Source organism: Streptomyces corchorusii, assembly GCF_001514055.1.
In the GTDB taxonomy this organism is placed as follows: domain Bacteria; phylum Actinomycetota; class Actinomycetes; order Streptomycetales; family Streptomycetaceae; genus Streptomyces; species Streptomyces olivaceoviridis.
Genome location: NZ_KQ948361.1, coordinates 272,870 through 286,873, shown reverse-complemented (window position 1 = coordinate 286,873; position 14,004 = coordinate 272,870). Strand labels below are relative to the sequence as shown.

At 71.0% G+C, this 14,004-nt stretch carries 8 protein-coding genes; 6 read left to right on the top strand and 2 right to left on the bottom strand.

Annotated elements, in window-relative coordinates; translation table 11 throughout:
* Positions 1 to 53 precede the first annotated feature (53 nt).
* A complete protein-coding gene (locus AQJ11_RS28430) occupies positions 54 to 1,265 on the bottom strand; it encodes a trypsin-like serine peptidase (RefSeq protein ID WP_208616631.1) in 1,212 nt (403 codons plus the stop codon).
* A gap of 488 nt (positions 1,266 to 1,753) precedes the next feature.
* Here AQJ11_RS28430 and AQJ11_RS28425 point away from each other — a divergent pair, with 488 nt between their 5' ends.
* The 4 genes from AQJ11_RS28425 (at position 1,754) to AQJ11_RS28410 (ending at position 8,807) form a co-directional block, all read left to right on the top strand.
* On the top strand, positions 1,754 to 3,277 hold the full coding sequence (locus AQJ11_RS28425; protein ID WP_208616630.1) for a diaminobutyrate--2-oxoglutarate transaminase family protein: 1,524 nt from the start codon (positions 1,754 to 1,756) through the stop codon (positions 3,275 to 3,277).
* Positions 3,278 to 3,496: 219 nt separating this feature from the next.
* Positions 3,497 to 5,584 carry an IucA/IucC family protein gene (locus AQJ11_RS28420; protein ID WP_059265031.1) on the top strand — a complete coding sequence of 696 codons (2,088 nt, stop codon included), beginning with the start codon at positions 3,497 to 3,499 and terminating at the stop codon, positions 5,582 to 5,584.
* A gap of 104 nt (positions 5,585 to 5,688) precedes the next feature.
* Positions 5,689 to 6,459 (top strand): GNAT family N-acetyltransferase, encoded by a 771-nt coding sequence (locus AQJ11_RS28415; protein WP_059265029.1) that lies wholly within the window; start codon positions 5,689 to 5,691, stop codon positions 6,457 to 6,459.
* A gap of 356 nt (positions 6,460 to 6,815) precedes the next feature.
* On the top strand, positions 6,816 to 8,807 hold the full coding sequence (locus AQJ11_RS28410) for an ATP-dependent DNA helicase (protein ID WP_014675454.1): 1,992 nt from the start codon (positions 6,816 to 6,818) through the stop codon (positions 8,805 to 8,807).
* A 223-nt stretch (positions 8,808 to 9,030) separates the two neighbouring features.
* Here AQJ11_RS28410 and lexA read toward each other — a convergent pair whose 3' ends face one another.
* Entirely contained in the window at positions 9,031 to 9,810 is a 780-nt protein-coding gene (gene lexA / locus AQJ11_RS28405) for a transcriptional repressor LexA (protein WP_014675455.1), read from the bottom strand.
* A 564-nt stretch (positions 9,811 to 10,374) separates the two neighbouring features.
* On the opposite strand from lexA, the gene nrdR reads away from it, so the two are divergent.
* On the top strand, positions 10,375 to 10,926 hold the full coding sequence (gene nrdR / locus AQJ11_RS28400) for a transcriptional regulator NrdR (protein WP_058084060.1): 552 nt from the start codon (positions 10,375 to 10,377) through the stop codon (positions 10,924 to 10,926).
* A 165-nt stretch (positions 10,927 to 11,091) separates the two neighbouring features.
* On the top strand, positions 11,092 to 13,986 hold the full coding sequence (locus AQJ11_RS28395; protein ID WP_014675457.1) for a vitamin B12-dependent ribonucleotide reductase: 2,895 nt from the start codon (positions 11,092 to 11,094) through the stop codon (positions 13,984 to 13,986).
* The last annotated feature ends 18 nt before the right edge of the window (positions 13,987 to 14,004 follow it).

Genomic DNA, 14,004 nt, shown 5'->3' with positions numbered 1-14,004 from the left:
AAGGGCCCGTCACCCTCCTCGGGTGACGGGCCCTCGTCATGCCCACCGCCAGGTCACCGCCCGGCGAACTGCTTGCTCACCGACTCGTACAGGCTCTTGGCCACCTCGCCCAGCCGGGGACCGGCCAGCCAGCCGGAACGCACCGGGCCGATGGACGTGTTCGACACCAGCGCGGGCTTGCCGTCCGCGCCCGTCTCCACCCAGCCGCCACCGGAGGAGCCACCGGTCATCGTGCAGCCGATCCGGTACATCGTCGGGTCGGACTGCTCGATGGAGAGCCGGCCCGGCTTGTCCTGGCACTGGTACAGCCGCTGACCGTCGTACGGCGCCGCCGCCGGGTAGCCGGACGCCGTGATGCTCTGCACCTGGGACACGGCCGGTGCGTCGAAGTCCACCGGCAGCGCCCCGCCGACGGTCTCCTCCAGCGACTTGCCGCCGCTGCCCTGCTCGGGCGTCACATGGATGACGGCGAAGTCGTACGACGCGCCGTCACCGCCCGTCTCGCCCCCCTTGCTGATCCACTGCTGCGAGGTCTTCGCCGCGTCGGCCCACCACACGCCGTACGGCGCGATCTCGGACCGGCTGGCGTTCTCCAGCTCGGCCGCCGACATGCCCTGGTCGTTGTACGACGGCACGAAGGCGAGGTTGCGGTACCAGCCGCCCTTCTTGCCGGCGTGCACACAGTGCCCCGCTGTCCAGACCAGGTTGGACTTGCCCGGGTGCGCGGGGTCCGTCACCACCGTCGCCGAGCACACCATCGTGCCCTCGGGAGCGTCGAACAGCAGCTTGCCCGAGGTGGCCGCGCTGGTGTGGTACGGCGGGGTCACCGCACGTGCCTGCACCGGCTGCGGCGTCGGGTCCGTCACGCCCTGGTCACCGGAGATGTCGTTGTCGTCGACCCCCTGGTCCGGGTCGTCGGCGCCACGCATCCGGTCCGGGTCCCACAGGCCCTTGATGATCGGGTTGATGAAGTCGTTGGCCTCGCGCAGCCAGTCGTCCCGGTTCCAGTTCTTCCAGGCGCCGTTCTTCCACTTGTCGACGTCGATGCCGTGTTCCTTCAGCCTGTGCCTCAGGTCGTCCGGAATCGTGATCTTGCCGTCGCCGGTGCTCACCGCGGACGGCTTGCCGTCGGCGTTGTCGTCGCCGGCGCAGGCGGTGGCGGTCAGCGCCAGCACCGACACGAGAGCGACCGCCGTCAGCGAGGTGGAGGTCCGGCGACCACCCCTCCCTCGCCGAGCGGTGAGCGACGGCCGTATGGATCGCATGTTCTTGACTCCCCCTGCTGTGAAGAGAATTCGGCGCTTCGGCCCCGACACCGGCGGCGAACTCATGGAAGGTTCATGCCGGTCTCGCGACCTTCTGGGAACGGCATCACACACTATGCCGTCGCCGTGGGGGAGTTCCGACGGGAGGGCAACGGTTCCGTCACAGGCTGCCTGAACAGGGAACGAGCGTCGGTGAGTCCGAGGTCCGCCTTGTCGCCCACGATGACCCGTGCCGACTGATGACCTGTCACCCGGCGCCCGGCCCCGACCCGGCCACGGGTGACCCATGTCCCCCTGCGGCGGCGCGGACGGAAGCGCTGTCCGGTGCGGGGTGCCGGAGGGGCTCGTCCGCGCGCCGTCCGGCCAAGGATCTCCAGGCGAGCCCGTAACCGCCCGAACGGTCCGCTGTTGTAGCCGGTGGGGCCTGCTGCCAGTGTCCGGTCCCCGAGGATCAACTCGCCTTTGAGCAGCGGGGAGGACAGCGCGCCGTGGCTGTTACGGAGTCGAAGGCTGGAGGCACGTCCGGAGAAGCGCGGGCCGCGCACGAGGGGATCCTCAGACGCCAGTCGGCGCGTGAGTCCTCGGCACGCACCTATGCCCGGGCCCTGCCCATCGTGCCCGTCCGGGCGAGAGGACTCACCATCGAGGGCGCCGACGGCCGCCGTTACCTGGACTGCCTCTCCGGTGCCGGCACCCTCGCCCTCGGCCACAACCACCCGGTCGTGCTGGAAGCCATCCGCCGGGTCCTCGACTCCGGTGCCCCCCTCTCCGTCCTCGACCTGGCGACCCCCGTCAAGGACGCCTTCGTCACCGAGCTGTTCCGCACACTCCCACCCGGCCTGGCCGACCGCTCCCGCGTCCAGTTCTGCGGACCGGCCGGCACCGACGCCGTGGAGGCCGCCCTCAAACTGGTCAGGACCGCGACCGGCCGCACCGGCATCCTCGCCTTCACCGGTGCCTACCACGGCATGACCGCCGGCGCCCTGGCCGCCTCCGGCGGCGCCCCCGACGTCCAGGTCGCCCGCCTGCCCTACCCGCAGGACTACCGCTGCCCCTTCGGCGTCGGCGGCCCGCACGGCGCCGAACTCGCCGCCCGCTGGACCGAGTCCCTCCTCGACGACCCCAAATCCGGCGTCCCGCTGCCGGCCGGGATGATCCTCGAACCGGTCCAGGGCGAGGGCGGAGTGATCCCCGCCCCGGACGACTGGCTGCGCCGCATGCGCCGGCTCACGGCGGACCGGTCCATCCCGCTGATCGCCGACGAGATCCAGACCGGAGTCGGCCGCACGGGCGCCTTCTGGGCCGTCGACCACAGCGGCGTCACCCCCGACGTCATGGTCCTGTCCAAGGCCATCGGCGGCAGCCTCCCGCTCGCCGTGATCGTCTACCGCGACGACCTCGACGTCTGGCAACCCGGAGCCCACGCCGGCACCTTCCGCGGCAACCAGCTCGCCATGGCCGCGGGCACCGCCACCCTCGCCTACGTCCGCGAGAACGCCCTCGCCGAACGCGCCGCCGCCCTCGGCACCCGCATGCTCACCCGACTCGCCGAACTCACCCACGCGTTCCCCTGTGTGGGAGACGTCCGAGGGCGCGGGCTCATGATCGGGGTCGAACTGGTGAACCCGGACGCCGACCACACCGCTTCTCACCCGGCGCCCCTCGCCGGTGACATCGGTGGCGCCGGTGTCGTCGCTGACGTCGGTGACGGTCGCATGGGTGACCTCAGCGGCACGGCGGCCCGGCCGGAGCCCGCCCGCACCCCGTATCCGGCAGCCCCCGAACTCGCCGCCGCCGTGCAGCGGGAGTGCCTCCAGCGCGGACTGATCGTCGAACTCGGCGGCCGGCACGCGTCCGTGGTCCGGCTGCTTCCGCCCCTCACGATCAGCGACGAACAGGCGACGGCCGTACTCGACCGCCTGACCGACGCGGTGGCCGCAGCCGCCCGCCATCACGAACCCCATGGCCCACAGCAGCAACGCCAGCCCTGCCCGGCCCAGCACGCAGGCTGAACACCACCCGCGCCGCACCCGGCCCCCGGCGCCGACCTCTGGGCCCGCACCGTCTCCCATACCCGTTCAACCCCCTTTCCGGGTGTCCAGGCCGACGCCCACCGCCGACCGCAACTTCATGTCATCCCGCCCCACCGACCGCCGACCCCGAAGGAACGGCGCCCGAGCGGACGACGGAACGGGCCCGCACCACCTCACTCCAGCCCCCAGAGGAGCGTCATGAACGCCACCCCCGCCCCCGACGACCAGGGAGGCTCCGGCGCCCCGTCCTCCGCCGCACCGCTCACCGAGTCGGTCCCGCGGCAGAAGAAGCGGGAGACGGATCCCGCCCGGTGGACAGCTCGCGTCACCGATCCGCTGGAGGACCACGATCCGCAGGCGACCCCCGATCCGCTGGAGGACCCCGATCCCCGCGCCGCGGCCCAGGCCGCCGCCGTCGAGAACCTCCTGCGGTGCTGGACCCGCGAGACCGGCCTCACCGCTCCTACGACCGGCAGCCTCCGCATCCCACTGCCGGCCAGCGGCACCGCCCTGATCGCGCCGGTCCACCACTGGTCCCCGACGGGCTGGCACCGCTTCGGCCTCCCGCGCCTGGCCGACGCGCCCGACTCGGCGCCACCCATCGACGCCCTCACTCTCGCGGCCCTCCTCGCGAGGGAACCGGCCACCGAGCCGCCCGTCACCACCGCCCCCTCACCTCGCACCTCCCCGAATCCCGGTGACGGCGCCAGTCCCCACGGCACCGGCTCCCACGGCACCCTCCCCACCGGCAGCCCCACCAGCGCCAGTCCCAACGGCACCGGCTCCCCTCCTGACACCGGCCTCGGTGATCGAGCCGACAGCCCCGATCTCGTGGTCAGAGTCGCCGACTCCGTGCGCCGTACCGCCGCCTTCATCCGGCACCGGCGGGAACACCCCGCCGACACCCCCGACCGCTTCCTCAGCGCCGAACAGGCCCTCCTGCTCGGGCACCCGCTGCATCCGACCCCGAAGAGCCGGGAAGGCCTGACCGAAGCGGAAGCCGAGCGGTACTCACCGGAGTCGCGCGGCTCCTTCCCCCTGCACTGGCTGGCCGTCGCCCCCTCTCTCCTCGCGACCGACTCCGCCTGGACCGAGCGCGGCCGTCCCGTGCCCGCCGGGCACCTCGTCCGCCACCTCGCCGGCACCGGACTGCCGCTGCCCGACGGCTACACCGCCCTGCCACTGCACCCCTGGCAGGCCCGCGAGGTCCGGCACCGCGCGCCCGTCGCCGCGCTGCTCGACTCCGGGCTCCTCCGCGACCTCGGTCCCCTGGGCGCTCCCTGGTACCCCACCTCCTCCGTACGCACCGTGCACCGATCCGGTGCCCCCGCGATGCTCAAGCTCTCGCTGGCCCTGCGCATCACCAACTCCCGCCGGGAGAACCTCCGCAAGGAACTCCACCGCGGAGTCGAGGTGCACCGGCTCCTGCGCACCGGCCTCGCCCGCGAATGGCACACCGTCCACCCCGGCTTCGACATCGTCCGCGACCCCGCCTGGCTCGCCGTCGACGGCCCGGACGGCCTGCCCCTGGCGGGACTCGACGTGGTGATCCGGCACAATCCGTTCACCCCGGCCGACGATGTCGGCTGCGTCGCCGGGCTCGTCGCCCAGCGCCCGTTCCCCGAGCCGTCCGCCGGCACCGGGCCGCACCACCCCGCTCGGCCGATGCGGTCCCGGCTGGCCCACCTCGTCGCCCGCCTCGCCGCACGCACCGGCCGACCCGTCGGCGCCGTCTGCGTCGAGTGGTTCCTGCGCTACCTGGAGCAGGTCGTGCGGCCCGTCCTCTGGCTGGACGGCGAGGCCGGCATCGCCCTCGAAGCGCACCAGCAGAACACGCTGGTCCTGCTGGACGGCGAGGGCTGGCCCGCCGGCGGCCGGTACCGAGACAACCAGGGGTACTACTTCCGCGAGTCCCGGCGAGCCGAACTGACCGCCCGGCTGCCCGGCATCGGCGAGCACAGCGACACCTTCGTCGCCGACGAGGTCACCGACGAGCGCTTCGCCTACTACCTCGCCGTCAACAACGTGCTCGGTCTGATCGGTGCCTTCGGCTCCCAGCGCCTCGCCGACGAGCGGCTGCTGCTCGCGGCCTTCCGCCGCTTCCTCACCAGCCTCGCCTCGGGGCCCGCCCCGCTGCGCACCTCCCTGCCCGGCCGCCTCCTCGACTCACCTGTCCTGCGCTGCAAGGCCAACCTGCTGACCCGGCTGCACGGTCTCGACGAACTCGTCGGCCCGGTCGACACCCAGTCCGTCTACGTCACCATCGCCAACCCCCTTCATTCATGAGCGAAGTACCTCTGCGCACCACCTGGGCGGACCGCCCTCAGCGAACCGCGCACCGTCTCCCGTCCGGGAACATGACCCACCACGTCTCCTGAGAGGAGCGCACCGTGCCTCCCACCGACGCGAGCGCCGGAACCGGCCCCGTCCCCGCCCAACCGGACAGCGCCACCCCCCGCACGGTCACCGCGGGGCCCCGGAACTCTCCCTTCGGACGTTTCACCGTCGAGGACGACGACCCGGACGGCGAGGACACGCTGGAGCTGTGCCTGCCCGCGGAGTTCGTGGCCCTCCGCGCCGGGGCGACGACCGGCCTGCTCGGCCGACTCGCCACGTGGGGCCCGGTCGTGACCCCGGTCGGCTCCTTCCAGCTGATGCCCGTACGCCTTGATCAGGACCTCCCGCTCGTCCACCGCTGGATGAACGACCCCGCCGTCGCCGAGTTCTGGGAGCTGGCCGGCCCCCGGAACCGGACGGAGGACCACCTGCGGGCGCAGCTCCACGGCGACGGGCGCAGCGTGCCGTGCCTCGGCGTACTCGACGGCACCCCCATGAGCTACTGGGAGATCTACCGTGCGGACCTGGATCCGCTGGCCCGTCACTACCCGGTCCGCCCGCACGACACCGGGATCCACCTCCTCGTCGGTGACGCCGCCGACCGGGGGCGAGGGCTGGGATCCGTCCTGCTCCGAGCCGTGGCCGACCTGATCCTCGACCGGCGTCCCACGTGCGCACATGTCGTGGCGGAACCCGATCTTCGCAACACCCCCTCCATCGCCGCGTTCCTGAGCGCGGGCTTCCGGTTCGCGGCGGAGGTCGACCTGCCCGACAAGCGGGCCGCCCTCGTGATCCGCGACCGAGTCCTGCGCGATGCCCTGTAGCGCCTCGTGACCGTGCGCTCACAGATAGATACGAGTGGTGGATCCGTGGTGTTCCCGCGTCGAAGAAAAAATTCGGGGCGACTGCGACCTCCAGCCGAGCCGACCGTGCCCCCGAGCTGGTCCGACCGTGCCCCCCGAGCCGGTCCGACCGTGCCCGGTACCGACCACCAGCTCCCGTCCGCCCCACCCCGACGCGGAATCCTCGGACCCTGGCCCCACCCCGCCCCCACCCCACCCCGCCCCACGCCACCCCGCCCCCGCCCCCCCCGTCACCCAGGAGCCCCGCTCGTGAGCCCTCCCTCGGCCCCCGTAACGACCCCCCGTTTGTCAGTGCAGGGTCGTAGGGTGGTCAGGCTATGACGAAGCCCTCCCTCCCCGAACTCCTGCACGCCGCCGTCGCCGCCGTCGGCGGAACGGAGCGCCCCGGCCAGGTGACCATGGCCGAAGCGGTCGCCGAGGCGATCGACGACGGATCCCACCTGCTGGTCCAGGCCGGCACCGGCACCGGAAAGTCGCTGGGCTATCTCGTGCCCGCGCTCGCGCACGGAGAACGGGTGGTCGTCGCGACGGCCACGCTCGCCTTGCAGCGCCAGCTCGTCGAGCGGGACCTTCCGCGCACGGTCGACGCCCTGCACCCGCTGCTGCGCCGCCGCCCGGAGTTCGCGATGCTCAAGGGCAGGTCGAACTACCTGTGCCTGCACCGCTTGCACGAGGGCATGCCGCAGGACGAGGAGGAGGGGCTCTTCGACCAGTTCGAGGCCGCGGCGCCCACCAGCAAGCTGGGCCAGGACCTGCTGCGGCTGCGGGACTGGGCCGATGAGACGGAGAGCGGCGACCGCGACGATCTCACCCCGGGCGTCTCCGACCGTGCCTGGGCTCAGGTCTCCGTGTCGTCGCGGGAGTGCCTGGGCGCGTCGAAGTGCGCGTACGGCGCCGAGTGCTTCGCGGAGATGGCCCGTGAGCGGGCCAAGCTCGCCGAGGTAGTGGTCACGAATCACGCGCTGCTGGCCATCGACGCCATCGAGGGTGCCCCGGTACTGCCCCAGCACGAGGTGCTGATCGTCGACGAGGCGCACGAACTCGTCTCCCGGGTCACGGGCGTCGCCACCGGCGAGCTCACGCCCGGTCAGGTCAACCGCGCGGTGCGCCGTGCCGCCAAGCTGGTCAACGAGAAGGCCGCCGATCAGCTCCAGACCGCCGCCGAGGGCTTCGAGCGGCTGATGGAACTCGCCCTTCCGGGCCGCCTTGAGGAGATCCCGGAAGACCTCGGTTACGCCCTGATGGCGCTGCGGGACGCCGCCCGCACGGTGATCTCCGCGATCGGCGCGACGCGCGACAAGTCCGTCCAGGACGAGGACGCGGTCCGCAAGCAGGCGCTGGCCTCGGTGGAGACGGTGCACGACGTGGCGGAGCGGGTCGTGAACGGCTCGGAGTGGGACGTCGTCTGGTACGAGCGGCACGACCGTTTCGGCGCGTCCCTCCGTGTCGCCCCGATGTCGGTCTCCGGTCTGCTCAGGGAGAAGCTGTTCGCCGACCGGGCCGTGGTCCTCACCTCGGCGACGCTCAAGCTGGGCGGCGACTTCAACGGCGTCGGCGCCTCCCTGGGGCTCGGCCCGGAGGGCGCGGAGGGCGAGGACCTGCCGAAGTGGAAGGGCGTCGACGTCGGCTCCCCCTTCGACTACCGCAAGCAGGGCATCCTGTACGTCGCCAAGCATCTGGCACGCCCCGCGCGTGACGGCGAGCGCTCCGACATGCTGGACGAGCTGACCGAGCTGATCCAGGCGGCCGGCGGGCGCACCCTCGGCCTGTTCTCGTCCATGCGGGCCGCTCAGCTCGCCGCGGAGGAGCTGCGTTCCCGGATCCCCGAGTTCCCCATCCTGCTCCAGGGCGAGGAGACGCTCGGCGAACTGATCAAGAACTTCGCGGCCGACCCGAAGACGTGTCTCTTCGGCACGCTGTCGCTGTGGCAGGGCGTCGACGTCCCGGGCCCCAGCTGCCAGCTGGTCGTCATGGACAAGATCCCGTTCCCGCGGCCCGACGATCCACTGATGAGCGCTCGCCAGAAGGCGGTGGAAGAGGCGGGAGGCAACGGTTTCATGGCGGTGGCCGCAACCCACGCGGCCCTGCTCATGGCACAGGGCGCCGGGCGTCTCGTCCGGGCGTCCGGCGACCGGGGCGTGGTCGCCGTACTGGACCAGCGGCTGGCCACCGCGCGCTACGGCGGCTATCTGAAGGCGTCACTGCCGGACTTCTGGTACACCACGGACCGTAACCAGGTCCGCAAGTCGCTCGCGGCGATCGACGCGATGGCGAAGCAGGCGGAGGCGCAGCCGGCGGCGGCCAAGTGATCGCGGGGTAGTCCGGCCGGCGCCGGCCGGACTACCCGATGCGGTCCGGCCCCACGGCCGCCGGTGAACCCGCAAGGCTGCCGGAACACGCACGGCCTCAAACAGACGCACGCAGGGCCCCGGGCATACGCACGGCCTTGGGCATACGCAGGGCCCCGGAACCGGCGCAGGGGTTCCGGGGCCCGGTCAGGGAGCGGGCCGGCCGGCCCGCCCGCCGCGGCTGTCACACGCGGCGCAGCACGGCGACGACCTTGCCGAGGATGGTCGCGTCGTCGCCGGGGATCGGCTCGTAGGCCGCGTTGTGCGGGAGGAGCCATACGTGGCCGTCCTCGCGCTTGAAGCGCTTGACAGTGGCTTCGCCGTCGAGCATGGCGGCGACGATGTCGCCGTTCTCGGCGACCGGCTGGCGGCGGACGGTGACCCAGTCACCGTCGCAGATCGCCGCCTCGATCATCGAGTCGCCGACGACCTTGAGGACGAACAGTTCGCCGTCGCCGACGAGCTGGCGGGGGAGGGGGAAGACGTCCTCGACGGACTCCTCGGCCAGGATCGGGCCACCGGCGGCGATGCGGCCGACCAGCGGGACGTACGACGCGGCGGGCTTGCCTGCGGTGTCCGTGGGCTGCACGGTGACGGCCTGGTCGGATCCGCGCACCTCGTACGCGCGCGGGCGGTGCGGGTCGCGGCGCAGGAAGCCCTTGCGCTCCAGCGCCATCAGCTGATGGGCGACCGAGGACGTGCTGGAGAGGCCGACGGCCTGGCCGATCTCGCGCATCGACGGCGGGTAACCGCGCCGCTGCACGGAGTCCCTGATGACCTCGATCACCCGGCGCTGCCGGTCGGTGAGGCCGGAGCTGTCCGCCCGGATGCCTGGAGGTCGGCCCGGCAGGGAGCGCTTGTGTCCCTCGGGATTCGTGGCTTCGTTCATCGCGTGTACCGGCTCGACTCGGCCCATGGAGCGGTCCTGGGCGGTGATGGTGGCACTGTCTGCGGTGGTGGTCACGTCGGCCCCTCTCGATGGTCTCCCTGCTGGACAACGGTAGTTGCTTTCGAAAGGTTGCGCCAAACACACGTTCGAGTGAAAAAGTGCGTTTCACCTGACGCGATCGTGTGTCTGGGTGTATTGCTAACGCGACACTTGGCGGACAAAAGCGCCCATTGTTGTACTCTTCACCGCCGGGGTCTGCCGGCCTCGTGGGCCGTGCCCCAGTCTGCCATCCGGAATCCCGCAGTCCGGGATCCGGGGTCCTTTCTGCGCGGGAGTGCCACGCCTCCTCCTTGTGGCGCCCACGGTATCCCCGCAAGACGTCGCGGCGGCACTGCTCGGCGCCCGCGTGTCCTCGCCGGCCGCCGGCGGCGCTCTGAGCCGCCCTTCCGGCGCGACACGCGTATCTGCCTCGCTGTATGAGCCAATCCCCACATCTAGTGGTTGGATGGCTACCGCAGCCCAGAAGTTGTGGTCCCCCGGGTCTGAGACGCCTCGGCGATCGCCTATGCTTAGGGCTGCTTCGCGGGGCCTGTGGGTCCTGTGAGGCTGACGAGTCTGCTGTGAGGAGGGTTGGAGAACATGCACTGCCCCTTCTGCAGGCATCCCGACAGCCGTGTGGTCGACAGCCGTACGACCGACGACGGCACGTCCATCCGCAGGCGCCGCCAGTGCCCTGACTGCTCCCGTCGTTTCACGACCGTGGAGACGTGCTCGCTCATGGTGGTCAAGCGGTCCGGGGTCACCGAGCCCTTCAGCCGTACCAAGATCATCAATGGTGTGCGCAAGGCGTGCCAGGGACGGCCCGTCACCGAGGACGCGCTCGCCCAGCTCGGCCAGCGGGTCGAGGAGGCGGTGCGTGCGACCGGGAGCGCCGAGCTGACCACCCACGACGTGGGTCTGGCCATACTCGGTCCGTTGCAGGAGCTCGACCTCGTCGCCTACCTGCGGTTCGCCTCCGTCTACCGGGCGTTCGACTCGCTCGACGACTTCGAGGCCGCCATCGCGGAGCTGAGGGAGACGACGGCAGGCCCCGCCGCGAACGGGGAAGACGCGGGAACGGGGAGCCAGGAAGACGATCGCGGGCCCGGCGGGACCACTCAGGTCCCCGTGCCCGCGCGCGCCGCCGACTGACCGGAGGGCCGGAAACCGGGAGGAGAACCGGGTTCCGGCCGGGAGGCGGCGAACGAAGACCTGTTGCGGGTGGCAGCTGAGAGTGCCCGCAACACACGACAGAAACACGTGCCCATAGGAACAAATGGGCACTTCAGGGCGTTTTTGCCCGTACAGGGAGGCGGCATGACAGAGACGGCGAGCGGTCCGGCACGAGGTTCCCGAGCCAAGGGCGCCAAGGCCACCAAGGGACTGCGTATCGAGCGCATCCACACCACCCCCGGGGTGCACCCGTACGACGAGGTGTCGTGGGAGCGCCGTGACGTCGTCATGACCAACTGGCGCGACGGCTCGGTCAACTTCGAGCAGCGTGGCGTCGAGTTCCCCGACTTCTGGTCGGTGAACGCGGTCAACATCGTCACCAGCAAGTACTTCCGGGGCGCCGTCGGCACCCCGCAGCGCGAGACCAGCCTCAAGCAGCTGATCGACCGCATCGTGAAGACGTACCGGAAGGCCGGTGAGGACTACAAGTACTTCGCCTCGCCCGCCGACGCCGAGATCTTCGAGCACGAGCTGGCGTACGCCCTCCTGCACCAGATCTTCAGCTTCAACAGCCCCGTGTGGTTCAACGTCGGCACCCCGCAGCCCCAGCAGGTCTCGGCCTGCTTCATCCTGTCCGTCGACGACTCCATGGAGTCGATCCTCGACTGGTACAAGGAAGAGGGCATGATCTTCAAGGGCGGCTCCGGCGCCGGCCTGAACCTCTCCCGCATCCGCTCCTCCAAGGAGCTGCTCTCCTCCGGCGGCAACGCCTCCGGCCCGGTCTCCTTCATGCGCGGCGCCGACGCCTCCGCCGGCACCATCAAGTCCGGTGGCGCCACCCGCCGCGCCGCCAAGATGGTCGTGCTCGACGTCGACCACCCCGACATCGAGGACTTCATCGAGACCAAGGTCAAGGAAGAGGAGAAGATCCGCGTCCTGCGCGACGCGGGCTTCGACATGGACCTGGGCGGCGACGACATCACGTCCGTCCAGTACCAGAACGCCAACAACTCGGTCCGGGTGAACGACGAGTTCATGACGGCGGTCGAGAACGGCGGCAAGTTCGGCCTGCGTGCCCGCATGACCGGTGAGGTCATCGAGGAGGTCGAGGCCAAGGCCCTGTTCCGCAAGATCGCCGAGGCCGCCTGGGCCTGCGCCGACCCGGGCATCCAGTACGACGACACCATCAACAACTGGCACACCTGCCCCGAGTCCGGCCGGATCACCGCGTCGAACCCGTGCAGCGAGTACATGCACCTGGACAACACGTCCTGCAACCTGGCCTCGCTGAACCTGATGAAGTTCCTGAAGGACGACGGCAAGGGCAGCCAGTCCTTCGAGACCGAGCGCTTCCAGAAGGTCGTCGAGCTGGTCATCACCGCGATGGACATCTCGATCTGCTTCGCGGACTTCCCCACCCAGAAGATCGGCGAGAACACGCGCGCGTTCCGCCAGCTCGGCATCGGCTACGCCAACCTCGGCGCCCTGCTGATGGCCACCGGCCACGCCTACGACTCCGACGGCGGCCGCGCCCTGGCCGGCGCCATCACCTCCCTGATGACGGGTACGGCCTACCGCCGCTCCGCCGAGCTGGCCGCGGTCGTCGGCACCTACGACGGCTACGCCCGCAACGCCGACGCCCACAACCGCGTCATGAAGCAGCACGCCGACGCCAACGGCACGGCCGTCCGCATGGACGACCTGGACACCCCGGTGTGGGCCGCCGCCACGGAGGCCTGGCAGGACGTCCTGCGTCTCGGTGAGAAGAACGGTTTCCGTAACTCCCAGGCGTCCGTCCTCGCGCCGACCGGCACCATCGGCCTCGCGATGTCCTGCGACACCACCGGTGTCGAGCCCGACCTGGCGCTGGTGAAGTTCAAGAAGCTGGTCGGCGGCGGCTCGATGCAGATCGTCAACGGCACCGTCCCGCAGGCCCTGCGCCGCCTGGGCTACCAGGAGGAGCAGATCGAGGCGATCGTCGCCCACATCGCCGAGCACGGCAACGTGATCGACGCCCCCGGCCTCAAGCACGAGCACTACGAGGTGTTCGACTGCGCCATGGGCGAGCGCGCCATCTCCCCGATGGGTCACGTCCGCATGATGGCCGCGATCCAGCCGTGGATCTCCGGCGCCATCTCCAAGACGGTCAACATGCCGGAGACGGCGACCGTCGAGGAGGTCGAGGAGATCTACTTCGAGGCCTGGAAGCTGGGCGTCAAGGCGCTCGCGATCTACCGCGACAACTGCAAGGTCGGCCAGCCGCTCTCCGCGAAGACCAAGGAGAAGGAGAAGGCCGAGGTCACCGAGAAGGCCGAGGAGACCATCCGGGCCGCGGTCGAGAAGGTGGTCGAGTACCGCCCGGTCCGCAAGCGCCTGCCGAAGGGACGTCCCGGCATCACCACGTCCTTCACCGTCGGCGGCGCCGAGGGCTACATGACCGCCAACTCCTACCCCGACGACGGTCTCGGCGAGGTCTTCCTGAAGATGTCCAAGCAGGGCTCCACCCTCGCGGGCATGATGGACGCGTTCTCCATCGCCGTCTCGGTCGGTCTCCAGTACGGCGTGCCGCTGGAGACGTACGTCTCGAAGTTCACCAACATGCGCTTCGAGCCGGCCGGCATGACGGACGACCCGGACGTCCGGATGGCGCAGTCGATCGTCGACTACATCTTCCGCCGTCTGGCGCTGGACTTCCTGCCGTTCGAGACCCGCTCCGCGCTCGGCATCCACTCCGCCGAGGAGCGTCAGCGGCACCTGGAGACCGGCTCCTACGAGCCGGCCGAGGACGAGGTCGACGTCGAGGGCCTGGCCCAGTCCGCCCCCCGCGCCCAGGAGCTGAAGGCGGTCGCCACGCCGAAGGCCGAGGCCGAGGCGGCCAAGCCCGCGCCGCGGCAGGCGCACACCAGCGCGGAGCTGGTGGAGATGCAGCTCGGCATCCAGGCGGACGCCCCGCTGTGCTTCTCCTGCGGTACGAAGATGCAGCGGGCCGGTTCCTGCTACATCTGCGAGGGCTGCGGCTCGACCAGCGGTTGCAGCTGATGACACGCCGTTCCTGAA

Coding starts and splice junctions, on each gene's coding strand:
- AQJ11_RS28410 (WP_014675454.1), top strand. CDS start 6,816: ATGACGAAGCCCTCCCTCCCCGAACTCCTGCACGCCGCCGTCGCCGCC.
- nrdR (WP_058084060.1), top strand. CDS start 10,375: ATGCACTGCCCCTTCTGCAGGCATCCCGACAGCCGTGTGGTCGACAGC.
- AQJ11_RS28420 (WP_059265031.1), top strand. CDS start 3,497: ATGAACGCCACCCCCGCCCCCGACGACCAGGGAGGCTCCGGCGCCCCG.
- AQJ11_RS28430 (WP_208616631.1), bottom strand. CDS start 1,265: ATGCGATCCATACGGCCGTCGCTCACCGCTCGGCGAGGGAGGGGTGGT.
- AQJ11_RS28395 (WP_014675457.1), top strand. CDS start 11,092: ATGACAGAGACGGCGAGCGGTCCGGCACGAGGTTCCCGAGCCAAGGGC.